The organism is Lentzea pudingi, assembly GCF_014646255.1.
Classification (GTDB): domain Bacteria; phylum Actinomycetota; class Actinomycetes; order Mycobacteriales; family Pseudonocardiaceae; genus Lentzea; species Lentzea pudingi.
Genome location: NZ_BMNC01000002.1, coordinates 997514 through 1023294, shown reverse-complemented (window position 1 = coordinate 1023294; position 25781 = coordinate 997514). Strand labels below are relative to the sequence as shown.

Genomic DNA, 25781 nt, shown 5'->3' with positions numbered 1-25781 from the left:
TCAAGGTCGCCCTTGTTGCGCATTGAGGGAAGGACCACCCGAATGGGCTAGCTGGGTAGTGGACGAGAGGGCTAGCTCTGCGGACGGCCATGATGGTCATCACAAGGCACGTATCCAAGGCGAACATGTCCGACGCGAAGAGTGCGTCCGCGTCGGGGTGCTGCGCGAGGCGCAGTACGGGCCATGGCGAGAGGTACGTCATGGTGCGTTGCTGAGGCAGTCCTACGGCAGGAGTCCGGCGCTGCAGAGATCGGTGCCGAGGCGCTTGCCGGTGGCCTCGTTGCGGAACAAGACCGGTCACTCGTGGAGGATGAACGAGTCAGGCCCCGGCCACGCGGACTTCCGAGACGACCTGGCGCACGAGAAGGCGCAACGCCTCGCGGTCGACGGTGGCCGGGTCGTCGGCGAGCCAGTCGCCGATCTCGCTGACGAACTGTTCGGGGGTCATCGGCGGTACCTCGAAGTCGAGGTCGTCGTCGCACGTGACCTCGCCGGCGCGGCTCGGGTAGACGAGCAGGGCGCCGCGGATCTCGAGCCACGGCAGGAGTTCTGCGAAGCGTTCGACGCTCTCGACCAGTTGGGAGCCGCCGCCGCGGAACGGGTGGCCGTTGCGCCAGAGTTCGCCGTCCTCGTCGCAGTAGTAGTGGCCGGGCAGCCACGACTTCGACTCGATGAGGACCAGGCGGCGGCCGCAGAGCAGGGCGTGGTCGACGTCGGTGAAGACCGAGCCCGGCCAGGCGAGGCCGTGGAAGATGCGCACGCCCGGTAGTTGGGTCATGTACTCCGTGAGCAATCCGGCGGTCAGCCGTTCGCGTCTGTTTTCACCCGGACGGCCGAAAATCGTGTTCCCGTCGTACTCGCCCGCGAACGCCCGTTCGGCCCTCGCGACCGTCAGGTAGCGGCGCACCAGTCGGAACGCGCCGTAACCGGCGGCTGCCACGAGCGGTAGCCAGATGGCGAGCAGCAGTGGTGAGAGCGTCATCGTCAACGGGACGAGGAGGACGAACCACCCGCCGATCGCGGCGGCCGCGGGGGCGTGGCCGAGGCCTGTCGCGGGGACGTAGCGGACGCGCGCGCCGAGGTCGATGCGGTGCCACCACTCCATCGAACCGAGGTCGACGCGGGGGCGCGGCGCCATGTAGTTCGGGTCGTCGCCGAAGTCGCGCAGGCGGCCCGTGTGGCCTGTTCTACGAGGTCGCGGCCGTGTCGGCGGTCGCACGAACGCCGGTGCCGCCGGGGCGGGGCGGTCGTAGTCGCGGCGCCGGACCGGGTCCTTCAGCGTCTCGTAGGCCTCCTGGAGCAGGCGGAAGCCGCCAGACGTCCCACCCGCGTCGGGGTGCATGACCTTGGCGAGAGAGCGGTAGGCCGACTTGATCTCCGAGGCGCTGGCGCCCCGGTCGACACCGAGCAACTCGTAGTAGTCGATCCCTGGCACGACACCGTCCAGTTCGGGGTTGGTCCGTGAACCTTATTGGGTCCAACACTTTCGCAGGGCATACGGCCCGGAGTTCGCCGACTAGTGTGAGTGGTGCGGTGGCGATGGGGCCTGTAGCGCAGTGGTTGACGCGCCCTCCTCCAGGGGAGGGAGAACGCCGGTTCGAATCCGGCCGGTCCCGCTCAGCACACTCCCGCACTCCCTCCTTCCCAACGGCGGCAACCACCACGTGGAGAACATCCGCACGTCCAGTGCGGTAGAAACCGAGTTCCAGCACTGTCTTGTTCGCCGTACCGTCCACAGAGGACGTAACGTCGCAGAACCGGCTGCACGCAGGCATCGGCTGATAAAACGGCCCGCAAGGCGCAGGATGTCCGGGTGGACGCACTCGAACACCTGCGCAGCCTCTGCCTGGCACTGCCAGAGGTGACCGAACGACTGAGCCACGGCGAACCGACCTGGTTCGTGCGCGGCAAGAAGACCTTCGTGACGCTCGCCGACCACCACCACGACGACCGCAGCGCGTTCTGGTGCGCGGCCGGCCCCGGCGTGCAGCAGACGCTCGTCGCCCAGGCGCCGGAGCGGTACTTCCGCCCGCCCTACGTCGGCCACCGCGGCTGGCTCGGCGTGTACCTGGACGCGCCCCTCGACTGGGACGTCGTCGCCGACCTCGTCGAGGACGCCTATCGGGTGATCGCCCCGAAGGCGCTGGTCGCGCAACTCGACGCTTCGAGTTGCCGACCCGACTGACCTGCCGCAGTCTTCCGCGCATGGCGACCTGTGACGTCTGTGGCAACGAGTACTGGATGGCCTTCGAGGTGCGCACCGTCGGCGGTGGTGTGCACACGTTCGACAGCTTCGAGTGCGCGATCCAACGGCTCGCGCCGCGCTGCGAGCACTGCGACTGCCGCGTGATCGGGCACGGCGTGGAGGTGGAGGGCAAGTTCTTCTGCTGCGCCCACTGCGCGCGGATGGGATCGGCCGACCTGGGCGCGATGATCCGCGACACCGTCGGCGCGCATCCCGGCTAACCGAGCACGAGGTCGAGGCTGACCGGCACGGGCGGCGGCAGCACGTCCGTGCCCGCCCGGAACGACTCCAGCAGGTACGCGACCAGGCGCTGGGAGGCGGCCGTCGCGATCTCCACGGGCAGGCTGGACAGGCCGCCGTTGGCGATGAGCACCAGCGTCAGGTCGTGCGGCGAGAAGTCGGCCCGCAGCTGCCCGCTGTCCTTCGCCCGCCGCACCAACGCGCCGAAGTCCTGCCAGGTCCGGTCGCGCACCTCGGTGTGCAGGTCGGGGAACGACGCCGTGAACGCGGCGGTGAACCCGCGGTCGCACGCCTGGAGCCGGCACACCTTCTCGATCACCGTGCAGAACCCGCGCCACGGGTCGGGGTCCTTCAGCGCCTCGTCGATGAAGGCCTGGCACACGGCGAACTGCTCGGTGAAGGCCTCGGCCACCAGCGATTCCTTGGTGGGGAAGCGCCGGTACAGCGTCGCGACGCCCACGCCGGCCCGGCGCGCGATCGCGGCCATCGGCACCTCGAGGCCGCGCTCGGCGAACAGTTCCCGTGCGACGGTCAGCACCCGTGCGCGGTTCTCTTTCGCGTCGGCTCGCATCTGAGACGGTTCGGCAGTCACTTCTTCTCACTTCGCGCCAAGCGGACGGGGGTCTCCACTTACCAGGCTACGGTGAAAAGCATGAGAGTTCAGGGACCTGCTGTGCGCACGGTCAACAGGTGGATCGTCGGACTGCGCAACGCGCCGCTCGTCGGCAAGCTCGTGCGCAAGGGGCTCACCGTCGTGACGTACACGGGCCGCAAGTCGGGTCGCACGTTCAGCACACCCGTTGGCTACCAACGCAAAGGTGACGTCGTCGAGATCCGCGTGATGATGCCGGACGCGAAGACGTGGTGGCGCAACTTCAACGGCGAGGGCGGCCCGCTCACCCTCGAACTCGATGGCGCTGAACGGACCGGACACGCGACATCGCACCGTGACGACAAGGGTCGTGTCACGGTGCGAGTGCAGCTGTAGACGCCTTACGCGGCAAGGCGTCGGCGCTCCAGGAACGCCGCCACGAGGTAGGCGCCGCCGCCCAGCACGGCCAGCACGCCGAAGAACCCGGCGCCCGGCACGAACAGCGTCGCGGCGGCGACCAGCATCAGCCAGGTGCCCAGGTTGTAGTGCAGGGCGTTGCCGCGGATCGCGCCCTCGGCGATGTAGATCAGGCCGACGACGATGGTCGAGCCGGCGGGCCACAGCACGGTCTGCAGCTCCGGCTTGTCGAACACCGTGCTCAGGCCCGTGACCGCCAACGCGAGGGCGGCGAACCCGGTGATCCAGGCCGTCCCGACCAGCTTCTCGGCTCGTCGCCGGGCCTCCGATGCGGTTTTCTGGGCACGCAGCGACGCGGACATGGCGAAGACCGTGCCGGCGATGAGTCCGAACGCGAGCAGCGCGATCGGCAGCCAGGCCGGCATCACCACCGTGCCGGACCTGGACAGCAGCGCGGCGCCGTGGCCGAAGACGTAGGCGAACGCGAAGCCCAGGTAGGCGGCGCGGTTGTCGACCTCGGTGGACGCGACGGTGGTGGCGCGGACAGCGGTGGCGTTCATGATGAGGACTCCTGGGAGACGAGTGAGGTGATCAGGCGCGGTGCGATGACGGTGAACTGGGGCGAGCGGCGGATCGAGGCGCGCTGGTCGGCGAGGCCGTGCAGACCCAGCCAGAACGTCAGCGCGCGGCCGGGATCCGGAAGGACCCGGGTGAACAGCCGCAGCGCCTGCGAGGAGAGATCGGCCGCACCGAACATCACGCGGTAGCGGCGGGGGTGCAGGACGGCGAAGTCGAGGTAGGCGAGGCCTGCGGAGTAGGCGTCGGGTGCGCCGAGAACGGCGGCTTCGAGCTCGTCGAACGCCTCGTGGCACACGGCCAGCAAGATCGCTGTCGGATCGGGGAAGTGCTGGTAGATCGCAGAAGTGGGCACGTCCGCCGCGCGGGACACCGCTCGCAGCGTCACGGCGTGGTCGGAGTCGACCAGGGCGGTCGCCGCCGCCACGATCGCCTGGCGGCAGCCCGGCCTGCTCACGGCTCCGGGACGATGACGACCTTGCCCAGCACCGTGCGCGACTCGGCCAGCGCCAGCGCGGCACCCGCCTCGGACAACGGGATGCGTGCGGCGATCTGCGGCTTGAGCGCACCGGCCTCGACCAGCCTCAACACCTGCGTGAGGTCCTCGGCCAGACGCGCGCGGAACGCGGCCGTGCGGAAACGCTTGCCGGCCCAGAAGTTGTAGAAGCCCGCGCGCTTGCCGTTGGGCAGCAGGTTCCACAGCGCGAGCTGGCCGAAGTTCTTGAGCACCGGCAGCATCGCGTTGCCCTGCTCGTCCTTCGTCGCGGCCGAGCCGTAGTTGACCAGCGCGCCGCCGCGGCGGACCAGCTTCCAGGACTCGTGCACGCCGGGGCCGCCGACGTGGTCGAACACGGCGTCCACGCCTTCGGGCGCCAGCTCGCGGATGCGGTCGTACATGTTCGGGTCGCGGTAGTCGACGGGGATGGCGCCGAGTTCGCGCACCGCGTCGTGGTGACGTTCCGACGCCGTGCCGATGACCTTGATGCCGGCGTGGCGGGCGAGCTGGACCAGCGTCGAGCCGACGCCGCCGTTCGCGCCGAGCACGACGATCGTGTCGCCGCGCTCGACCTTCGCGGTCCGGTACATCATCTGCCACGCCGTGACGCCGTTGACGGCGACGGTCTCGGCGGCGGCGGAGTCCACGCCGTCCGGCACGGGCACCAGGTCGGCCGCCTCGACGATCAGGTGGCTGGCCCACCCGCCGATCTTGGTGACCACGGCGAACCGGTGTCCGCGCAGGTCGCGGTCCACGCCGGGGCCGATCCCGACCACCGTGCCGACGACGTCGTAACCGGGCACGAAGGGGAACGCGGGCTGGTCGTAGTACTTGCCCAGGCGCATCTGCTGCTCGGCGAACGAGACGCCGGTCGCCTCCATGCGCAGGACGACCTGGCCCTCGGCCGGCGCCGGCAGGTCGCGGACCTGGACGTGCAGGCCGTCGGGCTCGACGACACCCGGCAGGACGATCTCGGTGGCGCGGGTGGTGGCGGTCGTGGCGTTCATCGCGGGGCTCCTCGGTGTGTCTGCCAGTTGTGCTTACGGACATAAGCTAACGCCCGTAAGTCTGAGAGCGCAAGGCCTAACACCCATAAACTTTCAGGTGTATGGTTACGGCCGTGACGAACACGGAACCGCGCAGGCGCAACCGCCGGGGCGAGGGCGGGAAACTGCGGGACGAGATCATCGCGGCGGCGCTCGCGCTCCTGGACGAAGGCGGCGACGAACGCGCGGTCACGCTGCGCTCGGTCGCGCGGAAGGCGGGGATCGCGGCGCCGTCGATCTACCCGCACTTCGCGGACCAGCCGTCGATCATGCTGGCCGTGGTGCAGCGGGAGATGGACGCGCTCACCGCCACCCTGCGCGAGGCCGACGACAACGCGGCCGGTGGCGCGCGAGCGAGGCTTTTCGCGGTGTGCAACGGATATCTGGACTTCGCCCAGGCGCACCCGCAGCGCTACCGGATCATGTTCGGCGGCCTCTGGACGCCGTCGGTCGAGGACACCTCGATCACCGACGCCGACCTCGACTCACTGGGCGTGGAGGCGTTCACGCTGCTGGTCGAGGTGCTCGGCGTGTGCGTCGACGAGGGGATCGCGCACGCCAGCGACGACCTCTACGGCGACGCGGTGGCGTTGTGGCTGGGGTTGCACGGCCTCGCGCACCAGCGGGCCGTGGTGCGCAAGATGCCCGGACCGGCCGACGTCGGGGACCGGCTGATCACGGCACTCGCGCACCTCAAGTGACTACTCGGCGGCCGGCCTAGTCGAGGTTCTCGCGCAGCCGGGCCAGCAGGCGGCGGAGGACGTCCGTCGAGAACCGCGGTGGGTCGGGTGGCAGTGCCTTCCCCTTCGCCGGGTTGAGGCTGTACAGGTCGGTCGACTCCCTGATCGGTCTCAGGGTCAGCATCGCGGTCGCGGTGAACTGCCCGCCGGTCGAGTTGACGCGGTGGACCGTGTGCGGTGGGAGGTAGTAGCCCGTTCCCGAGGCGACCTGCTCGACAGCGTCCTCGTGCAGCGTGCAGGTGCCTCGCGGGCTGAACCGGTAGCCGGGGGCGGCCGCGATGGGGAGCTGGAGGTAGCGGAAGTGGTCGCCTGAGGGATCGCCCTCGGCGACGTACGTCGTCTGCGTGACCGTGCCGGCCACGATCCTGGAGATGAAGGGCCAGCGGTGGTTGTGGGCGTCCTGGGGAAGCGCGGGCGGGGCGGCCGCGGGATCCCAGAGGTGGATGCGGAACTGGCCGGGACAGCCCGCGGGGAGCGGGATTCTCAGCTTCGCGAACCCGTTGTCGTGGAAGTACGAGTGCGCGGCCATTTCCCGGAGCACGGCCTCCGACGGGTCGGACAGCAGTTCCTGCACGAGCTGCTCCACGGACAGCCTCGAGAGTTCCGTCCAGGCGGCGTTCGTGTTCTCGGCGGCTCTCGCGACGGCCAGGGGTCGCAGTGCCGAAATGACGTGGGTAGATCCGATCATCTGGTCTCCACTGAGAATCTTGAGCTCAATCTGTGCCGGTCTCTGGCAGGGAGGTGCCGTGCTCGTCTCCGTCAGCGGTGTTGCGTCGAGATCATGATCGTGTGCGGCGAAAATCTTCCAGCCCGCTGCGAATCAGGTGTCCGATGTGATGGCCAGTTTCATGCTTTTGTCAATGAATGATCAGTTCGCCTGATTGTCGTCGTGTGCGTTGCTTAAACCCAATCGGGTGAACCTTCTTGTTTCGAGGTCGCGTGCGGACGTGCGGTTTTTGCTGGAACGAAGCTGTGAACTGGGCAAACCCGATGGTGTTGCTCCTGTACGGTACGTGCTTCGCTGCCCTCTGTTCAATGCTCTGAATGGGAAGGCGGAAGTAACGTTCGACCACCTGGAAGACATACAGATCTCTAGAGGATCGGTAAGCTCGGCATGAGGTTGGCACCGGAGGTCCAGTGTGGCAGCTGCGTTGGACAGAAGCGAAGTCAAACTGGCCCAGGACCTCCAGCGCAAAGGCATGTCCCGATCGGCGTCCGTGCTCGCCGTGGTCATGGCGACCCGTGCGCATGCGCGGCCGGAAGCCGAGCTGGTGGAGATTGTCCGGCAGTATTCCGGGCTGGAGTCGGCCGCGGACGCCCGGCGGGCGATACAGGAGCTGCTGACGAGAGGCTGGATTCAGCAGACGGGTTCGTACGGGACGACGTTGACGCACCAGGTGCCGAAGCTCCGGGAGCTCATAGCGACGGAGCTGGGCGACCCGGGCATTCCCGACCAGCTGCTCGCGATGCGCGCGAATCTCGAACCGCATGTGCGGGTCCTGGGTGCGATGAAGGACGAAGTCGTCTATCACACCTTCATGGATCTGCTGCGTTCCGCGCAACAGGAGATCTGTCTCCCGATGCTGGCGACGCCACCCTATGACGAGACGGTGCGAATACTCCGCGAGCGCGCCGATGCCGGTGTTCGAGTGAGAATTCTTCTCGCGGTGCCATCGTTGGTCGCCAAGTGGCGCGGTGAGACCATGCGTTCCATCTCTGCCACTCGAATTCGGCAGTGGGTCGAGCAGTTCGACGATCGTGACACGGTCGAGGTGCGGCTCAGCAGCTCGCAGGAGGACATGGAACTGGCCACCTGCGTTTCGGTCGACGGTGGTGTGGTTCGTTATGACATCTACGATCCTTACAGCCAGCGAAGCCTTGAAGGAGTGATGGTCGAGTTCGGGTCACCGCAGGGGCTGGTGCCCAATCTCGTGCGGCTCTTCCAACGCGTGTTCGACGACGCGTGGGATCGCTCGATCAGTCCTCGGCGGGGCGCTATCGTGTGGCGCTTCCTGAAGAGGTGGTGGAAGCTGTGGTTGACCATCGCGGTCATCGCGGCCGCATTCATCCCGGTTGACGTCGACAACTGGGCAGAAATTCTCATCGGTTTCGGTGGCGGTATCGGTGCTCCCTTCATCGTGGAAGAAGCGCCCAAAGCGTATAGGACGGTGCGGAAATGGCGGGTTCAGTAAAAGCCGAGGCCAGGCTGGGAAGCAGGACTACTTTGCAGTCCTTCATTCTGATTCGGCACGCGGAGACACTGTCGAACAGCAGGGCTCGCTGGCACGGCGATTCCGATGAGCCGATCTCGCCGCAGGGAAGAGCGGAAGCCGAGGTCGCGGCGCTGAGGCTCCGTTCCTCGGGTGCGCACCCTCGGCTGGTCGTCTGTTCGGGACTGCTCAGGGCCAGGCAGACGGCGGAGATCTTCGCGAAGGCGGTCGGGCTTCACGACGTGGTGAGCGACAGCGCCCTCGGAGAACGCGACATGGGCGACTGGAAGGGTCTGGCGCCCACCGAGGTCGAGGCCAGGTGGCCTGGTCACCTGGCCGCCTGGGAGGCAGGAGCCGTCGAAGGCCCGCCCAACGGTGAGACCGACACCGCGGTGACGCTGCGGGCTCTCGACGTGCTGGCGAAGTTCACCGAACTGGGAGAGGGCCCGGTCCTGGTCGTGACGCACGGTGGCGTCATCCGGTCGCTGCGGAAGGCCAAGGGGCTGCCGAACATCGCGGTGCCTCATCTCGGCGGGTGCTGGACGCGCCTGCACGGCTCCGCCTCCGACTGGGAGGTCGGATCCGAGGTCGTGTTCGGGGATCCCGACTCGCGCCCGAAGACCTGATCCCGCGCTGAGGGGGCGTGTGATGCAGACGCGGTTTTGCGGAGGGTGCGGAGACCGGGTTCGAGAGCTTTGCGTCGACTCCCTGGCGGGTGCCGGGGTGAGGAAGGTCCATTGGGAGTGCTGGTCGGACTGCAACCTGCGCTGCGGTTTCTGCTACCGCACCACCGGGGAGCCGCTGCTCACCGATGAGGCGGTGCGGCTGCTGCGCGCCATCAGGACCGGTGGCGCGGGCGCCGTCGTCTTCGCCGGCGGTGACCCGAGCCTGCGGGTGGACCTGCCTCTTCTGGTTTCCTGCGCCGAGAACATCGGCCTGGTGCCGATCGTGCACACGAACGGCCATCACACGTCCGAGCTGCTCTGGTCCGCCTACCGGAAGTGCGACCACATCGGTCTCTCCCTCGACTCGGCGGTCGCGGAGGGGCACGACAGGATGCGAGGCCGGCGCGGCAACTTCGACCGGGTGGTGAACGCGCTGTCGAGGTGTGACCAGGAGGGCATCCAGGTCTCGGTGCGCACGGTGGTGAGCGCGGTGAACGCGCGTGACGTGCACCGGATCGGGACCCTGCTGGAAGGCCATCCGTGCGTGCGCAGCTGGAAGCTGTTGCAGTTCAGCGCGATCGAGCTGGGGTGGACGAACCGGGCCGTGCACGAGCTAGCGTTCCCGGAGTTCGCGGACGCGTTCGTGAGGGCTCGCGAGACCTACTCGGGTCCGCTGGAGATGCTGGCGAACTCGGACAAGGTCGACGCGTACCTGATGGTGTCCCCAGACGGGTTCGCCTACGGGGTCACGCTGGACGAGTCGATCCGCGACGGCCGGCACCGCAAGGTCGGGTCGTTCCTGACGGAGCACCTGAGCGAGCTCGCGGGAGGCGTTCGCATCGATCCTCAGCGGCACGACCAGCACACCAGGTACGAACGCCACCTCTGACCAGTGACTACGGGGCCTCGAACAGCGTCGACACCGACTCGCCGACGTTGATCCGCCGCATCGCCTCGGCCATCGCCGGCGCGATCGACAGCACCTCCAGCTTCGGCACCACCTTGTCGTCCGGGATCGGCACGGTGTTCGTGGCGACGATCTCCAGCACGTCGTCGAACGCCTGCAGCCGGTCCAGCGCCCCGGCGGAGAACAGCCCGTGCGTGCAGGCGACCCGGATCGACCCGGCCCCGCGCTCGCGCAGCTTGTCCAGCAGTTCGATCACGGTCGAGCCCTTGGCGATCTCGTCGTCCAGCACGATCACGTCCCGCCCGCCCACGTCGCCGATGACGGTCGAGATCTGCACCTTGTCGTCGGCGAACCGCTGCTTGGCGCCGGCCGCGACCGGCAGCCCGAGGATCCGCGCGAAGTGCGCGGCCTCCTTGGCGTTGCCCAGGTCCGGCGACACCACGACGGTGTTCGACAGGTCGTACCGGGAGAAGTGCGCGGCCAGTTCGCGCAGGGCGTGCAGGTGGTCGACGGGCACCGAGAAGAACCCGTGCACCTGCGGCGAGTGCAACGTCATCGCCAGCACCCGGGACGCGCCCGCGGCCACCATCAGGTCGGCGACCAGGCGGCCGCCGATCGAGATCCGGGGTGCGTCCTTCTTGTCCGAACGCGCGTACGCGTAGTGCGGCAGGACGACGGTCGTGCGCGCGGCGGAGGCGCCACGGGCAGCGTCCAGCATCAGCAGGAGTTCGACCAGGTGCTCCTGGACGGGCGGCACCAGCGGCTGGATCAGGAACACGTCCCGCTCACGGCAGTTCGCCTGCAACTGCACTTCCAGGCAGTCGTTGGCGAACCGCGTCAGCCGGCTGGGCGAGAGATCGACACCGAGGTGGCCACAGATCTCGGCGGCGAGTGAGGGATGGGCAGAACCACTGAAGACAGCGATGTCACGCACATCCGCGAACCTAGTCGATGACCAGCACCAACTTGCCGTCGCGGAAGAACGGCATCAGGTTTCCGCGCGTGTCGACCGTATGGGTGCCGCGCGGGAAAACGGCCTCTATGGCCGTGAACGCGATGATGTCCGACACGCCGTGACGGCCGCGCAACGACCGTTGGCCTTGGTACCGCAGAGCGCGCCCCTCGCGGCGGTACTGGTGGGCCTCGGCAGCAGTGGAGGCGCCTACTCGAAGCGCCTCCGGGCCTACCAGTCGTCCTGAGGACGCACCACGTACAGCGACGCCGAAACCCTGCGCGACCAGTGAGTTCACCACTGCGTCGGACGGGGGAACCGGCAGGAGGAAGGACATCGCGAAGTGGCTGTCGACCTCGTGCACCGCGACCGTTCGGGCCGTGGTCAGCACGGTGTCGTGCAGCTCCAACGCGATCTTCTCCGCTTCCCAGCGGTTTTCATAGCCGGCGTCGACGCCGACGAAGGTGCTGGTCACCTGACCTCCACGAAGATCGGGTTGGTGTAGCACCACAGGTCCTCCCACGGGTTCGCGGCTCCCGGTGCGTCCGCCTGCGGCTCGAACGCGCCGCGGTTGCCGTCGGTTCCGCGCAACCGGAGGTAGAAAGGCTCCCGGACGTTGCGGAACGTGTGCGTGAAGACCGCATGGTGCCAGCGCGGCTCGTAGGATCGCTCGACCTTCACATGTGGCGTGGCCAACGTTTCAGATGATGATCGTCCGGTTACCGCGCCCTTGATGAGGTCCAAACGGCGCAATCGTGGCACGAATCCCGCGCTGTTGGGGCGAGTTGCGAGACGTGCCTTGACCAGCACCGTCACGTCCGAGCCGCGGCGGACCCGCAGCCGCCCGCCCATCGTCTGCGTTCCGCCGGTTGCGCAAACGTCGAAACGCAGGTCGTCGACCAGGCCTCCGTGCGACACCCACACCCGGCCTGCGCGAAGGCCCTCCATCACGGCTCCGCGCGTCCGACGGGTCGCGCCGACGACGGTCCGTGAGAATTCACAGGGGAAGAAGTCGACGTAGGGCGGCGCCACCTGCGGCACGGCGCCCTCGACCGCGTCGAGGTGCTTGCCCGTGAGATCGAACTGGTTGCCCGGCTCCGGCACGCGGACGATCGTGTCGCGCGAGTTGAAGTGCGAGTCGGAGTTCGACGTGATCCACCAGCCGAGGCCCTCGGCGAGCAACGAGTCCCAGACCCCGCCGACCTTCGCCGTCATCCAGTCGAAGCCGCCGTAGGTCCGGTAGGCCTCTGGCGGGTAGGGCGTGTACGAGTTCGAGCCGGGGCTGTTCGCGTAGCCGCCGCGATGGCCGCCCGGACCGCGCAACGGGTCGCCGTCGCCCTGCGCTCCCGGTGCGCCTTCCATGCCGACAACGATGTCGGGTGCCAGGTCGTGCATGGCCCGGAGCTCGTGGGGCGCCACCCGGCCGTTGCGCATCGGGTGGTTCACGAACACCAGCGCGGACTTCATGGTGCCGTTGCGGATTTTGGTCTGCAGGAACCGGATCGCGTCGAGCGCCTTGCGCTCGTTCGCCGGGTTCGAGGCCTCGGCGCCGTTGAGCCGCCAGTCGAACTGCCGCTCGAAGTCGCGCAGCACGCCGGCCTCGTCGTGGCAGTCCTCGAAGAACAACGTCGCGTGCTCGGCGCCGGGGACGTTCCACTCCATCCCGTGCCACAGCAGCAGTTGCGGGAACTTCCGGGCGGCTCGGCGGAGATCGGCCGCCGTCGCCTCGACCGAGTGCGCCTCGTGCGAGGCGTGGCCGTGGTCGGTGACCGCGAGCCAGTCCGTGCCGTGCCGCAACGCGCCGCGGATCTGCTGCTCGACGGTGTACATGCCGTCGTACGAGTACTGCGTGTGCGCGTGGTGATCACCGGAAAGCCACTGGTAGCGGGACGTTGCCGACGCCGTTCCGCTCCCCAGCGCACCCGCCACACCGAGCACGCCCGCTCCCTGCAGGAAGCGTCTGCGAGCTACTTCGGACATGGCTTGACCTCCACGAGACGGGTCGGGGTCCGTGGAGGCTAGGCCGATCGGGTGTGGCGCAGGTGGACTGCGGATGAACTAGACGGGAAGCAGGTCCACCCAGTCCAGGAACGGCAGTGCGCCGGTGCCCTGCAACGCCGCGAGTCCCAGCCAGATCGACAGGATCGTCACGACCGGCCCGACGATGGCCATCTCCACCACGCCACCGGTCTTCATCCGCATGATCTTCGGCGGCGCGACCGGGTACCAGGTCTTGCCGAAGATCGGGATCGGCCACAGGATCGGGCAGCCCTGCTCGGTGATCGCGTCGCCGACGTAGTGCGCGAAGCACCCGATGCCGACCGCGATCCCGCACGCCGCCGCGGAAGCGTCCGTCTGCGAGGTCCACGCGATCATCGCCCAGGTGATGCCCGCCGACACCACGGTGATCAGCAACGCGTCCTGCTTGGGGCACCAGTCGTTCATGATGCCGCGCACCGCGAGACCGGCGAACACGAACATCAGCACGGGCAGCGCCCACTTCTGGCTGTTCTGGATGACCGCGGCGGTGAAGACGGCGGAGAAGATCGCGAAGACGAGCGTGTGCGTGAGACCGCGATGTCCGCCGTCCCGCTTGGAATCTCTCTTCAGCCGGGTGGTCCGGTAGACGAAGCTGCTCAACGCGTTGATGCCCGCGGACAGCCCGCTGCTCAGTGCTCCGAACGTGCGCGAGATGGTCGAACCGGGGTGGTCGAGGTCGGGCAGGAGTGCTGCCCCGGTGGCGAGAACCGCTCCCACGGCCCAGCTCTGCGGCGAGAGCTGGCCGATCGGGTGAGTCGACGCGAGTGCGGTGACAGCGCTCCAGGCGAGCAGCCCGCTCATCGCATGTGTTGGCCCAGTTGACACTTACGCCCCTTCTGATGATCACCCGACAGGGAGACCTTATCGCTCGCACGTTCGAACCGGCGTGCTTCTCAACACGCCTGTCGGAGCGGTTCTGTTGCACCGCGCGTGGTAGCCATGAAGGAGGCACCGCGTCCGCTGCTGGGCGCAGGCGCGGGGGCTATGGTGCGCCTGAATCGGTGTAACCAGGGTCGCAGGCACGAGTGGGCGTTCTACCAGTACGCTTGTCTTGCTTGCATCGTCGCGAGAGGAGCGCCCGGAGTTATGGGCAAGATCAAGGTTCAGGGCACCGTCGTCGAGCTTGACGGCGACGAGATGACCCGGATCATCTGGCAGTTCATCAAGGACAAGCTGATCCACCCGTACCTGGACGTCACTCTGGAGTACTACGACCTGGGCATCGAGCACCGGGACGCCACCGACGACCAGGTCACCGTCGACGCCGCCAACGCCATCAAGAAGCACGGCGTCGGCGTCAAGTGCGCCACGATCACGCCGGACGAGGCGCGCGTCGAGGAGTTCGGCCTCAAGAAGATGTGGGTCTCGCCGAACGGCACGATCCGCAACATCCTCGGCGGTGTCGTCTTCCGCGAGCCGATCATCATCTCCAACGTCCCGCGGCTGGTCCCGGGCTGGACGAAGCCGATCATCATCGGCCGTCACGCCCACGGTGACCAGTACAAGGCCACCAACTTCAAGGTGCCCGGCGCCGGCAAGCTCACGATCACGTTCCAGCCGGAGGACGGCTCGGACCCGATCGAGCACGTCGTCACCGAGTTCCCAGCGGAGGGCGGTGTGGCGATGGGCATGTACAACTACAACAAGTCCATCGAGGACTTCGCCCGCGCCTCGTTCTCCTACGGCCTGCAGCGGGGCTACCCCGTCTACATGTCGACGAAGAACACGATCCTCAAGGCCTACGACGGTGCCTTCAAGGACATCTTCCAGGCCGTGTTCGACGCCGAGTTCAAGGCGGAGTTCGACGCCAAGGGCCTGACCTACGAGCACCGCCTCATCGACGACATGGTCGCAGCGGCCATGAAGTGGGAGGGCGGCTACGTCTGGGCGTGCAAGAACTACGACGGTGACGTCCAGTCCGACACGGTCGCGCAGGGCTTCGGCTCGCTCGGCCTCATGACGTCGGTCCTGATGACGCCGGACGGCAAGACGGTCGAGGCCGAGGCCGCGCACGGCACCGTGACGCGTCACTTCCGCCAGCACCAGGCCGGCAAGCCGACCTCCACGAACCCCATCGCGTCGATCTACGCGTGGACCCGTGGCCTCATGCACCGCGGCAAGCTGGACGGCACCCCCGAGGTGATCCGCTTCGCCGAGGCGCTCGAGGAGGTCGTGATCGAGACCGTCGAGTCCGGTCAGATGACCAAGGACCTGGCCCTGCTGATCAGCAAGGACCAGGCGTGGCTGACGACCGAGGACTTCCTCGCCGCGCTCGACGAGAACCTCAAGAAGAAGATGGCGTCCTTCTGATCCACGCCCGCTTCTGAAGGCCACCCCGGTCACACCGGGGTGGCCTTTCCCGTTGCGCGTCACCCGGTCGGTTCCTCTTGCGGGTGGTAACCGCGCCGAGCCGTCCACACAGGCCTTTCAGCCGCTATATCTGCTGTTCCAGGGCTTGTGGTGTGCGGAGGGTACGAGATGTTCGGTGTGCCGGTTCGGGGAATGATCGTCATCGGTGTGCTCGGGGTCGCCGGCGTGATGTACGCGGCGAACGGCGGCAAGCCGATGGGCAGTGAGAAGGGGTCGGAGATCTGCAAGATCACGGTGACGGCGGACATCCTCAACGTCCGCTCCGGCCCGGGCGACATGCAGCCGATCGTCTCGACGATGCCGCGCGACGCGGTGTCCGAAGCCCAGGACCGCGTCGAGAACGGCTACCGGATGCTGAGCGACCGCCGCTGGGTAAGCCAGTCGTTCGTCGCGCTGACCAGCGACTCGACCTGCAAGTAAACTCGCGGGCATGTTGCGGAACATGTTCCGGTGGGGCAGGGGCAAGAGCGTCGTGCAGTGCTCCTGCGACCCCGAGTGGCAGGGCCTCTACACCGAGGTCTACGGCGAACGCCAGCTCGCCCTGCCCCGCGACGAGATGGCGACCCTCGTGGGCTACCTCGACCTGACCGCACGCTGCGCGGGCTGCAACGCCGAGTACCCGAAGCCCTGGGGCCTCGCCTCCCAGTAGGCTCCTCGGTCGTGCTCACGGTCTCCACGGTCAACGTCAACGGTCTGCGCGCCGCCGCGAAGAAGGGCTACCTGGAGTGGCTCGCCACTTCCTCGGCGGACGTGGTGTGCCTGCAGGAAGTCCGCGCGGAACCCTCCGAGCTTTCTGAGGAGGTCCACTCGCCCGCCGGTTGGCACGGCGTGTACGCGCCTTCCTCGTTGAAGGGCCGTGCGGGCGTGGGCGTTCTCTCGCGCGTTGAACCGACCTCGGTCCGTGTGGGCTTCGGCGTCTCGGAGTTCGAGGCGAGCGGCCGTTACGTGGAGATCGAACTGCCGGGCGTCGTCGTGGCGTCGCTGTACCTGCCGTCCGGCGACGTCGGCACCGAGAAGCAGGACGAGAAGGACCGCTTCATGTCGGCCTTCCTGCCGTACCTGGTGTCGTTGCGGGAGAAGGCGGCTGTCTCGGGCCGTGAGGTGCTCGTGTGTGGTGACTGGAACATCGCGCACCAGCAGGCGGACCTGAAGAACTGGAAGACGAACCAGAAGGAGTCCGGCTTCCTGCCGTACGAGCGGGAGTGGATGACGTCCGTGTTCGCGTCCGGGTACAACGACGTGATGCGCTCTTTGCACCCCGATGTCGTTGGGCCGTACTCGTGGTGGTCGTACCGCGGGAAGGCGTTCGACAACGACTCCGGGTGGAGGATCGACTACCAGGTCGCGACGGACGGGCTGGCGGCTCGGGCGCGGACCGCGGTGGTGGAGCGTGCGGCGACGTATGCGGAGCGCTGGTCGGACCACGCGCCGGTCACCGTGGTCTACGGCGACTGATGCCGGAGCGGTGAGCCCGGCTACGAGGTCCTCGCCGAGTGACCCGACTGGCTCAGCCCGACCAGCCTTTATCGCTCTTGTCACCCACCTGACGGCTCGATTCAACCCAGCCGCTCCCTGAACATGAACACGATTCACCATCGATGAATCGGGGGCGGTTATGGCAGGGTTCAACCGGCGGTCTTTCCTCCTGGCGATGGGTGTGGGCGCGGCAGGCGTGCCGCTGCTCGACCGCCAAGCGTTTGCGTCGACCGCGGGCACCACACTCGACGTCACGGCCGCACCGATCGGGACCAGCGGTTATCGCCGGCTCCAGGCAGGTCCCGGCTGGCCGACGGTCGTGCGCGGCGACCTGATCGCGGCCAAGCCGAACAGGGAGGCCAGGCGAAAAGCCTTGGCCAGCTTCGTGCAGTTCAGCGACATGCACATCTGTGACGCGCAGAGCCCGCTCCGGTTCGAGTACCTGCACCCGATCATGGGGTCCAGCGCGCACCGGCCGCAGGAGGCGCTCACGGCGCAGGGTTCGACGAGCCTCGTCCGCCGGGTCAACGCGATCAAGAACGGTCCGCTGACCGGCAGGCCCTTCGACTTCCTCATGACGACCGGTGACAACACCGACAACCACGAGAACGTCGAGCTCGACTGGTACCTCGCGGTCCTCAACGGCGGTCGCATCACCCCGAACACCGGCGACAGCAGGTACGAGGGCGTGCAGAACGCGGGCATCAGCACGTTCTGGCAGCCGGACCTGAGCGGCAGCGACGACTACAAGGCGAAGGGCTTCCCCCAACTCGACGGACTGCTCGACGCGGCGGTCCGCGAGTTCACCAGCCCTGGTCTGAACATCCCCTGGTACTCGACGATCGGCAACCACGACGACAGCGTGGTCGGCGCGCTGCCGGACGGGCTGCTCGACAGCTGGTACACCGGCCGCAAGAAGATCGTCGGGTTCGGTGACCCCGTGCAGAACGCGAAGGTCGCGCGGGCGTTCAACGATCCCACGGCGATCCCTGAGACCCTCGCCATTCTCGCGAGCAACAGCGGCGTCGTCCGGACCGTGACTCCTGACCCGAGGCGAAGGCTGTTCAACACCGGTGAGTACGTGCGCAAGCATCTGCCGTCGGGCGGGCACGGTTACACGGACGCCAACGCGGATGGCGTGGACGTCTTCTACACGTTCCGGATGGCGCCCGGTGTCACCGGCATCAGCATGGACACCACGAACCTCGCGGGGTTCTCCACGGGCTCGATAGGGCTGCATCAGCTCAACTGGATCGAGAAGACCCTCAAGCGCAACAGTTCGCTCTACTACGACTGGCTCGGCCTGCCGCAACGGCAGAACGTCACCGACGAGCTGTTCGTGCTCTTCAGCCACCACACGAGCTCGACGATGGGCAATGTCCTGCCGGACAAGCGCCGCCCGTTCGACCCTCGGTTGAACGGCGACGCGTTGCTCAACCTCCTGCACCGCTTCCCGAACGTGCTGGCGTGGGTCAACGGCCACACACACCGCAACGTCATCACCCCGCACCGGCACGACACACCCGCACGGAGCTTCTGGGAGATCAACACCGCCGCGCACGTCGACTACCCGCAGCACGCCCGCGTGATCGAGGTGGCGGACAACGGTGACGGCACGTTGTCGCTGTTCACGACGTTGCTCGAAGCGGATGCGCCCTACCAGGTCGACTACGACGACCGCAGCGACACGGCACTCGCCAGCCTGTGCCGGGAGTTCACCTACAACGACATCCACTCGCGGACGAACCCCCTCGGCACACCGCTCGACCGGAACACGGAGCTGCTCGTGGCCGTCCGCTGAGTGGGATGTCCCACAGCCGGTGCGGGGTGATCAGGAATTTCAGCGGCCTAAGGTCGTTGACGTGGCAGTGGACATCTCGCTAACCCCACCGCAGTCCCGTCCGAGTGCGGCGGCCATGCGGCGTGCGCTGCGCAGGGCCGCCGACGGTGCCGTGCTCGACGCGACCGAGGCCTCCGTGTTGCTGCACGCGCGCGAGGACGACCTGGACTCGTTGCTGACAGCGGCGGGCAAGGTGAGGGACGCGCACCTGCTCGCCGAGGGGCGTGCCGGGATCGTCACGTACAGCCGGTCGGTGTTCATCCCGCTGACGAGGTTGTGCCGGGATCGGTGCCACTACTGCACGTTCGCGACCGTGCCGCACAAGCTTCCCGCCGCGTTCCTCGAACGCGACGAGGTGCTGGAGATCGCCCGCGCCGGCGCCGCGCAGGGGTGCAAGGAAGCGCTCTTCACGCTCGGCGACCGGCCGGAGGAACGCTGGCCCGCCGCGAAGGAGTGGCTGGAGGCGCGCGGTTACGAGTCCACTTTGGACTACGTGCGGGCCAGCGCCATCGCGGTGCTGGAGGAGACCGGGCTGCTGCCCCACCTCAACCCCGGCGTGCTGAGCTGGGAGGAGCTGACGCGGCTGCGGCCCGTCGCGTCCAGCATGGGCATGATGCTCGAGACCACGGCCGAGCGGCTGTGGAGCGAGAAGGGCGGCCCGCACTACGGCAGCCCCGACAAGGATCCCGCAGTCCGCCTGCGAGTCCTGACCGACGCCGGCCGCGTGAACGTCCCGTTCACCACCGGAATCCTCATCGGCATCGGGGAGACGATCACCGAGCGAGCCGAGTCGCTGCTCGCGATGCGTCAAGTCGCGAAGCAGTACGGGCACATCCAGGAAGTCATCATCCAGAACTTCCGCGCCAAGCCGGACACGGCGATGCGCGGCATGCCCGACGCCGACCTGACCGAGCTCGCGGCGACGATCGCCGTTGCGCGCCTTGTGATGCCGTCGACCGTGAGCGTGCAGGCACCGCCGAACCTCGTCGGCGGCGAGTTCGGCCTCATGCTGCGCGCGGGCGTCGACGACTGGGGCGGCGTCTCGCCGATCACGCCCGACCACGTGAACCCCGAGAAGCCGTGGCCGCAGGTCGACCAGCTCGTCGAGATCACCGGAGAAGCCGGTTTCTCCTTGCAGGAACGGCTGAACGTCTACCCGCGCTACGTCCGCGCGGCCGCGGGGCAGTGGATCGACACCCGGCTCACCGCGCACGTTTCCGCGCTGGCGCTGGAGAACGGCCTCGCGAACCCGGACGCCGCCGTGGTCGGCCGCGAGTGGCAGGAGCCCGACGGCGGGCTCGACACGTTCGGCCGTGCCGACCTCAACACCGCGATCGACACCGAGGGCCGCACGAGCGACCGCCGCGGCGACTTCGACGAGGTCTACGGCGACTGGGACGAGCTGAAGATCCCCGTTGCCCCGCAACGGCTTTCCGAAGACGTCCAACGTGGACTGAAGATCGCGGCGAACGACCCCGGCGCGTTGCTCGGCGACACCGACGCCGCGATGGCGTTGCTGACGGCCGACGGCGAGGCGCTGGAGGAGATGGTCCGCCTCGCCGACGACCTGCGGCGTGAGGTGGTGGGCGACGACGTCACGTACGTCGTCAACCGGAACATCAACTTCTCGAACGTCTGCTACGTCGGGTGCCGCTTCTGCGCGTTCGCCCAGCGCGAGCGCGACGCGGACGCGTTCCGGCTGTCGACCGAGGACGTCGCCGACCGCGCGCAGGAGGCGTGGGACGACGGCGCCACCGAGGTCTGCATGCAGGGTGGCATCGACCCCAAGCTGCCGGTGACCTACTACGCCGACGTCGTGCGCGCGATCAAGAAGCGCGTGCCCGGCATGCACGTCCACGCGTTCAGCCCGATGGAGATCGTCTCCGCCGCGGCGAAGGCGGGCGTGAGCGTCCGCGAGTGGCTCACGGAACTGAAGGAAGCCGGCCTCGACACGATCCCCGGCACGGCAGCCGAGATCCTCGACGACGACGTCCGCTGGGTGCTGACCAAGGGCAAGCTGCCGACCGCGACCTGGCTCGACGTCGTCGGCACGGCCCATGAGCTGGGCATTCGTTCGTCGTCGACGATGATGTACGGCCACGTGGACCACCCCGGCCACTGGCTCACGCACTTCCGGGTGCTCGCGGACCTGCAGGACCGGACCGGCGGGCTGACCGAGTTCGTCGCGCTGCCGTTCGTGCACCGCAACGCCCCGATCTACCTGGCGGGAGTGGCCCGTCCGGGTCCCAGCCGCCGCGACAACCGCGCCGTGCACGCGTTCGCACGGTTGGCGCTGCACGGACGTGTGGACAACATCCAGTGCTCGTGGGTGAAGCTCGGCGACGAGGGCACCGCGGAGATCCTCAACGGCGGTGCGAACGACATCGGCGGCACGTTGATGGAGGAGACCATCAGCCGCATGGCCGGGTCCGAGCACGGATCGGCGCGCACTGTGAGTGAGCTTGAAACCCTGGCATCACTAGCAGGGCGTAACGCGCGTCAGCGGACTACGACATATGGGCGAGTGCGATCCGATCATCCGTGACCGATAGTCTGATTCGGCGCATGAACGCTACCGGCCATCGGTAGCTTGGCGGCCAATCAGTCAGCAAGGTTCACCCGTTCCGGGGTGGGTCTGTGCCTTGGGGAGGCTCGGCAAGTGCACGGCATGAGTCTGGTTCTGAGCGCTGCGGTCGAAAGCAGCATGACCGGCACCGCTGCTGGTCCCGTCGGCCTGATCGCGGTCACCGCGGGCGTCGGCGGCATGGTGTACGGCCTGGTGAAGCGGCGCAAGCCGGCCCCGGTGATCGCTGCGAACCAGCGCATCGACCTGGTCCCGCAGGACACCACGCACAACTGATCCACCCCGGTCTGAGAAGATTTCGTCCGTGTCCACGGAGAACGCGCCTGCAGAGCCCGTAAAGCGCCCCCGCGTCCTGTCCGGCATCCAGCCGACGGCCGGGTCGTTCCACCTCGGCAACTACCTGGGTGCGGTGCGGCAGTGGGTGGCCCTGCAGGAGGCGCACGACGCGTTCTACTGCGTCGTCGACCTGCACGCGATCACCGTGGAGCAGAACCCGAAGGAACTGCGCCAGAACACGCGCGTCTCGGCCGCGCAGCTGCTCGCGCTGGGGATCGACCCGGATCGGGCGACCCTGTTCGTGCAGTCGCACGTCCCCGAGCACGCCCAGCTCGGCTGGATCATGCAGTGCATGACCGGCTTCGGCGAGGCGTCGCGGATGACGCAGTTCAAGGACAAGTCCGCACGCCAGGAGCAGTCCGTCGGCGTCGGCCTGTTCACGTACCCGATCCTGCAGGCCGCGGACATCCTGCTGTACCAGGCGCACTACGTGCCGGTCGGTGAGGACCAGCGCCAGCACCTGGAGCTGACCCGCGACCTGGCGACGCGCTTCAACTCGCGCTACGGCAAGACGTTCCGCCTGCCGGAGGCGTACATCGTCAAGGACACGGCCAAGATCTTCGACCTGCAGGAACCGACCGCGAAGATGAGCAAGTCGGTGCCCGGTGGCGTCGTCGAGCTGCTGGAGGACCCGAAGCGCTCGGCGAAGAAGATCCGGTCCGCGGTCACCGACACGGGCCGCGAGGTCGTCTTCGACGTCGAGAACAAGCCGGGCGTCTCGAACCTGCTGACGATCTACTCGGCGCTGACGGGCCGCACGGTCGAGTCGCTGGTCGCCGACTACGACGGCAAGGGCTACGGCGACCTGAAGAAGGACCTCGGCGAGGTCTTCACCGAGTGGGTCACGCCGGTGCAGGAACGCGTCCGCATGTACCTCGACGACGTGGCGTCGCTGGACAAGATCCTGGCCTCCGGCGCCGAGCGCGCCCGCGAGGTCGCCGCCGGCACGTTGCGCCGTACGTACGACAAGATCGGCTTTGTTCTGCCCGAGTAGTGCAAGTGCACTAGCGTTCTGCGCGTGGACAAGTGGCGGCAGAAGTACGCGTGGCTCGACCACATCTTCCGTGCGTACGAGCGGTTCGACCAGAGGTACGGAACCCAGCACGCCGCTGCGGTCACGTACTTCAGCGTGCTCTCGCTCGTGCCCATCCTGATGATCGGGTTCGCGGTCGCCGGTTTCGTGCTGCAGTCGCAGCCGGACCTGCTGGCCTCGCTGCGGAGCAGCATCGCCGAGGCGGTGCCCGACCAGCAGCTGCGCACCCAGATCAACGAGGCCGTGGACACCGCGCTCGAGTCCAAGGGCACCGTCGGCATCATCGGCCTGCTCGGTGCCGCCTACTCCGGCCTCGGCTGGATGAGCAACCTCCGCGACGCCCTGACCGCGCAGTGGGGTCAGGCGAAGGGGGATCTGCCGTTCCTCGGCACGCTGTGGCGCGACCTGCTGTCGTTGCTCGGCCTGGGGCTCGCGATCGTGCTGTCGTTCGGCATCACGGCGCTCGGCACCGGCTTCGCCGAGCAGGTGCTGGAGTGGATGGGCCTGGCCGAGGCGGGCTGGGCGCACGTCCTGTTGCGCATCGGCACGATCCTGCTGTCGCTGCTGGCGAACTGGATGGTCTTCCTGTGGGTGCTCGCGCGACTGCCGCGCAAGCCCGTGGGGTGGAAGAGCGCGCTGCGCGGCGCGCTGGCGGGTGCGATCGGCTTCGAGGTGCTCAAGCAGGCCGCCACGATCTTCCTGTCGTTCACGACGAAGTCACCGACCTCGGCCGCGTTCGGGTCGGTGATCGGTGTGCTGGTGTTCGCGAACCTCGTGGCGCAGTTCATCCTGTTCATCACGGCCTGGACGGCCACGGCCAGGGAGAACCGCGAGCCCGAGGTGGTGAAGGCGCCGCCGCCCGCGGTGATCCAGCCCGTGGTGTCGGTGCGGCAGGGTCCCTCGCCGTCGCTGATGGTCGGCGCCGGCGCGGTGCTCGGTGCGGTCCTCGGACTTCGGTGGCGCCGCAAGTAGCCCACAGAACGAAGAACGGCCCCAGCGCGCGTGCGCTGGGGCCGTCGTCGTTGGTGCCTCAGAAGCTCTGAGCCGCCTGCTGCGAGGCCTGACGGCGTGCCCTGGCCGCCTTGGCCCGCTTGTTGCGGACGACCAGCACGAGGCCGGCCAGCAGGCCGAGAACCGCGACCGCCGTGATCGGGAGGCCGACGGTGCCGAACGCGGTGGGCGTCGGGCGGCCCGTCTCCGCGTCGGCCGCCACGTCCGGGGAGTTGCTGTTGGAGCTCTGGGTGGGGACGACGTTCTGCTTCGGCTGCGGCGCGCCGTCGACGAGCTTGCCGACACCGCCGGGGCCCATGGCGAAGCCGTAGTCGAGGAGCTTGCCGGCCTGGCTGTCGATGCGCGTGGGCGTCTGCTGACCGCGCAGCAGCACCACGACGAGGCGGCGGCCGTTGCGTTCGGCCGCGCCCACGTAGGTGTGCTGCGAGTCGTCGGTGAAGCCGGTTTTGCCGCCGAGCGAGCCCTGGTAGTTCGTGAGCATGCGGTTGTCGTTCTGAAGCATGATCGTGCCGCCGTTGCGGCCGGGGAACTGCGACTGCTGCAGCTTGATGGCCTGCGCGAACTCGTCGTACTTCATCGCGCCGCGGAAGATCAGGCCGACGTCGTAGGCCGACGTGCTGGTGCCGGGGCCGTCGAGGCCCGACGGGGTCACGGCGCGGGTGTCGAGGGCGCCGAGCTCCTTGGCCATGGCGTTCATCTTGCGCAGGGCGTTCGGCACGCCGCCGAGCTGACGGGCCAGGGTGTGCGCCACGTCGTTGCCGGAGGTGAGCAGCAGGCCGTGCATCAGCTGGCGGACCGTGTACTGGCCGCCGTCCTTGAGGCCGACGCAGGTGCACTCCTGCTGCGTGTCCTCGGCGCTGGCGGTGACGACGAGGTCGCCCCGCAGTTCCTTGGCGACGACCATCGCGAGGAGCACCTTCATGATGCTCGCGGGGCGCTGACGGCCGTGCGGGTCGTACGCGGCGAGGACGGCGCCGCTGTCCATGTCCGCGAGCAACCACGAGGCCGCGGTGATGCCGCTGGGCGGCTGCGCCGAGTTCGGCGGCAGGATCAGGCCGCACTCGCCCAGCCGGTCGCCGCCGATGGGCTTCTCCGGCACCTCGAGCGGCGTCGGGGCCTTCTGACCGGGCGCCGGCTGCTCGGACGTGTCCACCGGTGGCGGCGGGGTCTCGCGGTTAGCGCACTGCGCCGAGCCGGCGGCCTGCTGTGCGGTGCTCGTCGGTGCGGCGAACGCGGCGGTGGCCGTTGCTAGGACCAGGGCGACGATGAGCCGTTTTGGGAAGGGCACACGTTCAGGCTATCCACCCCCGTTTCGCCGCCTGCACGCGCCACGTCTGATACTGGTGAACGTGAAGCTCTCGCGCCCGATGTCACTCTTCCTGGTGGCTTTCGGTGTGTGGTCGTGGGTGATCTGGCCCACGTTCCTCAGGAACATCTGGAAGGACCCGCGTTCGTTCAGCGACGGACCCACGGCCTTCTTCACCGTGCACCTGGTGCTCGTGATCGCCTCGCTCGTGTTCGGCACGGTCATCGGCGTGCTGGGCGTGCGGGGATTCCTCGCCACTCGACGTCGATAAGGAAACGCTGTGGATTTCGTACGGCTGCTGCTGGTGTTCCTGCACCTGCTCGGCATGGGCATGCTGGTCGCGATGATCATGTTGCAGGCGAAGGCCGGCAAGGACGCGCCCGTCAACAAGGGCTGGCTGCACGGTGCGGCTCTGCAACTGCTGACCGGTGTGGCACTGGTCGCCATCGACCCGCTGGTCGACGCGGTGAAGTACGACCACGTCAAGATCGGCGTCAAGCTGCTGGTCGTCGTCGCCATCGCCGCCGTCGTGGCGATCAACGTCGGCAAGCCGAAGGCACCGTCCTGGCTGCTGCCGACGGCCGCGTCGCTGGTCGTGCTGAACGTCGGTGTCGCCGTCTTCTGGACCTGATCGGGCGATGTAGTGATCACGCGCGGGTGACGTGAGCCTGCTTTTCCCCCGACGTGCTGTACCCGCGC

General features: G+C 68.0%; 29 protein-coding genes and 1 tRNA gene. 19 read left to right on the top strand and 11 right to left on the bottom strand.

What is annotated here, in order from left to right:
* Positions 1-319 precede the first annotated feature (319 nt).
* The gene (locus IEY88_RS10725) at positions 320-1435 is read right to left on the bottom strand and encodes a J domain-containing protein (RefSeq protein ID WP_189154440.1); all 1116 of its coding nucleotides are present in this window, start codon (positions 1433-1435) and stop codon (positions 320-322) included.
* A gap of 106 nt (positions 1436-1541) precedes the next feature.
* Between IEY88_RS10725 and IEY88_RS10720 the strand changes: the two genes are divergently transcribed.
* From IEY88_RS10720 to IEY88_RS10710, 3 genes are all read left to right on the top strand, one after another.
* Positions 1542-1616 (top strand) — tRNA-Trp (locus tag IEY88_RS10720).
* 197 nt (positions 1617-1813) lie between these two features.
* Positions 1814-2185 (top strand): MmcQ/YjbR family DNA-binding protein, encoded by a 372-nt coding sequence (locus IEY88_RS10715; protein WP_189154439.1) that lies wholly within the window; start codon positions 1814-1816, stop codon positions 2183-2185.
* Between the two features lie 20 nt (positions 2186-2205).
* On the top strand, positions 2206-2466 hold the full coding sequence (locus IEY88_RS10710) for a metallothionein (protein WP_030478439.1): 261 nt from the start codon (positions 2206-2208) through the stop codon (positions 2464-2466).
* On the opposite strand, the gene IEY88_RS10705 is transcribed toward IEY88_RS10710, so the two are convergent.
* Positions 2463-3077 (bottom strand): TetR/AcrR family transcriptional regulator, encoded by a 615-nt coding sequence (locus IEY88_RS10705; RefSeq protein ID WP_229693242.1) that lies wholly within the window; start codon positions 3075-3077, stop codon positions 2463-2465. The genes IEY88_RS10710 and IEY88_RS10705 overlap by 4 nt on opposite strands.
* Positions 3078-3137: 60 nt before the next feature.
* Here IEY88_RS10705 and IEY88_RS10700 point away from each other — a divergent pair, with 60 nt between their 5' ends.
* Entirely contained in the window at positions 3138-3473 is a 336-nt protein-coding gene (locus IEY88_RS10700; RefSeq protein ID WP_189154438.1) for a nitroreductase/quinone reductase family protein, read from the top strand.
* A 5-nt stretch (positions 3474-3478) separates the two neighbouring features.
* On the opposite strand, the gene IEY88_RS10695 is transcribed toward IEY88_RS10700, so the two are convergent.
* Genes IEY88_RS10695 through IEY88_RS10685 form a run of 3 tightly spaced genes read right to left on the bottom strand, consistent with a single transcriptional unit; the run spans position 3479 to position 5573 of the window.
* Positions 3479-4054, bottom strand: coding sequence for an ABC transporter permease (locus IEY88_RS10695; RefSeq protein ID WP_189154437.1), 576 nt, complete (start codon positions 4052-4054; stop codon positions 3479-3481).
* Positions 4051-4527 carry a TetR/AcrR family transcriptional regulator gene (locus IEY88_RS10690; protein WP_189154436.1) on the bottom strand — a complete coding sequence of 159 codons (477 nt, stop codon included), beginning with the start codon at positions 4525-4527 and terminating at the stop codon, positions 4051-4053. Before IEY88_RS10690 ends, IEY88_RS10695 begins: the two co-directional genes overlap by 4 nt.
* On the bottom strand, positions 4524-5573 hold the full coding sequence (locus tag IEY88_RS10685) for a medium chain dehydrogenase/reductase family protein (RefSeq protein ID WP_189154435.1): 1050 nt from the start codon (positions 5571-5573) through the stop codon (positions 4524-4526). The genes IEY88_RS10690 and IEY88_RS10685 overlap by 4 nt, the downstream gene beginning before the upstream one ends.
* Positions 5574-5686: 113 nt before the next feature.
* Here IEY88_RS10685 and IEY88_RS10680 point away from each other — a divergent pair, with 113 nt between their 5' ends.
* On the top strand, positions 5687-6313 hold the full coding sequence (locus IEY88_RS10680; protein ID WP_229693241.1) for a TetR/AcrR family transcriptional regulator: 627 nt from the start codon (positions 5687-5689) through the stop codon (positions 6311-6313).
* 16 nt (positions 6314-6329) lie between these two features.
* On the opposite strand, the gene IEY88_RS10675 is transcribed toward IEY88_RS10680, so the two are convergent.
* A complete protein-coding gene (locus IEY88_RS10675) occupies positions 6330-7040 on the bottom strand; it encodes a hypothetical protein (RefSeq protein ID WP_189154433.1) in 711 nt (236 codons plus the stop codon).
* 451 nt (positions 7041-7491) lie between these two features.
* Here IEY88_RS10675 and IEY88_RS10670 point away from each other — a divergent pair, with 451 nt between their 5' ends.
* The 3 genes from IEY88_RS10670 to IEY88_RS10660 all read left to right on the top strand — a co-directional run bounded on the left by IEY88_RS10670 (position 7492) and on the right by IEY88_RS10660 (position 10116).
* Positions 7492-8544, top strand: coding sequence for a hypothetical protein (locus IEY88_RS10670; RefSeq protein WP_189154432.1), 1053 nt, complete (start codon positions 7492-7494; stop codon positions 8542-8544).
* A 32-nt stretch (positions 8545-8576) separates the two neighbouring features.
* Positions 8577-9188: a histidine phosphatase family protein gene (locus tag IEY88_RS10665; RefSeq protein ID WP_189154431.1), complete on the top strand. Its 612-nt coding sequence runs from the start codon at positions 8577-8579 to the stop codon at positions 9186-9188.
* 97 nt (positions 9189-9285) lie between these two features.
* The gene (locus IEY88_RS10660) at positions 9286-10116 is read left to right on the top strand and encodes a radical SAM protein (protein WP_189154430.1); all 831 of its coding nucleotides are present in this window, start codon (positions 9286-9288) and stop codon (positions 10114-10116) included.
* Positions 10117-10123: 7 nt separating this feature from the next.
* Here IEY88_RS10660 and IEY88_RS10655 read toward each other — a convergent pair whose 3' ends face one another.
* The 4 genes from IEY88_RS10655 to IEY88_RS10640 all read right to left on the bottom strand — a co-directional run bounded on the left by IEY88_RS10655 (position 10124) and on the right by IEY88_RS10640 (position 13951).
* The gene (locus tag IEY88_RS10655) at positions 10124-11068 is read right to left on the bottom strand and encodes a ribose-phosphate diphosphokinase (protein WP_189154429.1); all 945 of its coding nucleotides are present in this window, start codon (positions 11066-11068) and stop codon (positions 10124-10126) included.
* Positions 11069-11078: 10 nt separating this feature from the next.
* Positions 11079-11561, bottom strand: a complete 483-nt coding sequence (locus IEY88_RS10650) for a hypothetical protein (RefSeq protein ID WP_229693240.1) — start codon at positions 11559-11561, stop codon at positions 11079-11081.
* Positions 11558-13066 carry a PHP domain-containing protein gene (locus IEY88_RS10645; RefSeq protein ID WP_189154427.1) on the bottom strand — a complete coding sequence of 503 codons (1509 nt, stop codon included), beginning with the start codon at positions 13064-13066 and terminating at the stop codon, positions 11558-11560. The genes IEY88_RS10650 and IEY88_RS10645 overlap by 4 nt, the downstream gene beginning before the upstream one ends.
* A 78-nt stretch (positions 13067-13144) precedes the next feature.
* Complete coding sequence (locus tag IEY88_RS10640; protein ID WP_189154426.1) at positions 13145-13951, bottom strand: metal-dependent hydrolase; 807 nt, start codon at positions 13949-13951, stop codon at positions 13145-13147.
* 261 nt (positions 13952-14212) lie between these two features.
* On the opposite strand from IEY88_RS10640, the gene IEY88_RS10635 reads away from it, so the two are divergent.
* From IEY88_RS10635 to yhjD, 9 genes are all read left to right on the top strand, one after another.
* The gene (locus IEY88_RS10635) at positions 14213-15436 is read left to right on the top strand and encodes an NADP-dependent isocitrate dehydrogenase (protein ID WP_189154425.1); all 1224 of its coding nucleotides are present in this window, start codon (positions 14213-14215) and stop codon (positions 15434-15436) included.
* Between the two features lie 177 nt (positions 15437-15613).
* The gene (locus IEY88_RS10630; RefSeq protein WP_189154424.1) at positions 15614-15916 is read left to right on the top strand and encodes an SH3 domain-containing protein; all 303 of its coding nucleotides are present in this window, start codon (positions 15614-15616) and stop codon (positions 15914-15916) included.
* 10 nt (positions 15917-15926) lie between these two features.
* Entirely contained in the window at positions 15927-16145 is a 219-nt protein-coding gene (locus tag IEY88_RS10625; RefSeq protein ID WP_189154423.1) for a hypothetical protein, read from the top strand.
* A gap of 11 nt (positions 16146-16156) precedes the next feature.
* The gene (locus IEY88_RS10620; protein WP_189154422.1) at positions 16157-16951 is read left to right on the top strand and encodes an exodeoxyribonuclease III; all 795 of its coding nucleotides are present in this window, start codon (positions 16157-16159) and stop codon (positions 16949-16951) included.
* A gap of 160 nt (positions 16952-17111) precedes the next feature.
* Positions 17112-18773: a TIGR03767 family metallophosphoesterase gene (locus tag IEY88_RS10615; protein ID WP_189154421.1), complete on the top strand. Its 1662-nt coding sequence runs from the start codon at positions 17112-17114 to the stop codon at positions 18771-18773.
* Positions 18774-18834: 61 nt separating this feature from the next.
* Positions 18835-21357 (top strand): bifunctional FO biosynthesis protein CofGH, encoded by a 2523-nt coding sequence (locus tag IEY88_RS10610; RefSeq protein ID WP_189154420.1) that lies wholly within the window; start codon positions 18835-18837, stop codon positions 21355-21357.
* Between the two features lie 123 nt (positions 21358-21480).
* Positions 21481-21672 carry a hypothetical protein gene (locus IEY88_RS10605; RefSeq protein WP_189154419.1) on the top strand — a complete coding sequence of 64 codons (192 nt, stop codon included), beginning with the start codon at positions 21481-21483 and terminating at the stop codon, positions 21670-21672.
* A 28-nt stretch (positions 21673-21700) separates the two neighbouring features.
* Entirely contained in the window at positions 21701-22726 is a 1026-nt protein-coding gene (trpS, locus tag IEY88_RS10600) for a tryptophan--tRNA ligase (protein ID WP_189154418.1), read from the top strand.
* Positions 22727-22750: 24 nt separating this feature from the next.
* Positions 22751-23737, top strand: coding sequence for an inner membrane protein YhjD (yhjD, locus tag IEY88_RS10595; protein ID WP_229693237.1), 987 nt, complete (start codon positions 22751-22753; stop codon positions 23735-23737).
* A 58-nt stretch (positions 23738-23795) separates the two neighbouring features.
* Here the strand turns inward: yhjD and IEY88_RS10590 are convergent, their stop codons facing one another.
* Entirely contained in the window at positions 23796-25064 is a 1269-nt protein-coding gene (locus tag IEY88_RS10590; RefSeq protein ID WP_189154417.1) for a D-alanyl-D-alanine carboxypeptidase family protein, read from the bottom strand.
* A 61-nt stretch (positions 25065-25125) separates the two neighbouring features.
* On the opposite strand from IEY88_RS10590, the gene IEY88_RS10585 reads away from it, so the two are divergent.
* Together IEY88_RS10585 and IEY88_RS10580 are read left to right on the top strand one after the other, a co-directional pair.
* Positions 25126-25353: an SCO4848 family membrane protein gene (locus IEY88_RS10585; RefSeq protein ID WP_189154416.1), complete on the top strand. Its 228-nt coding sequence runs from the start codon at positions 25126-25128 to the stop codon at positions 25351-25353.
* A 9-nt stretch (positions 25354-25362) separates the two neighbouring features.
* Entirely contained in the window at positions 25363-25713 is a 351-nt protein-coding gene (locus tag IEY88_RS10580) for a hypothetical protein (protein ID WP_189154415.1), read from the top strand.
* The last annotated feature ends 68 nt before the right edge of the window (positions 25714-25781 follow it).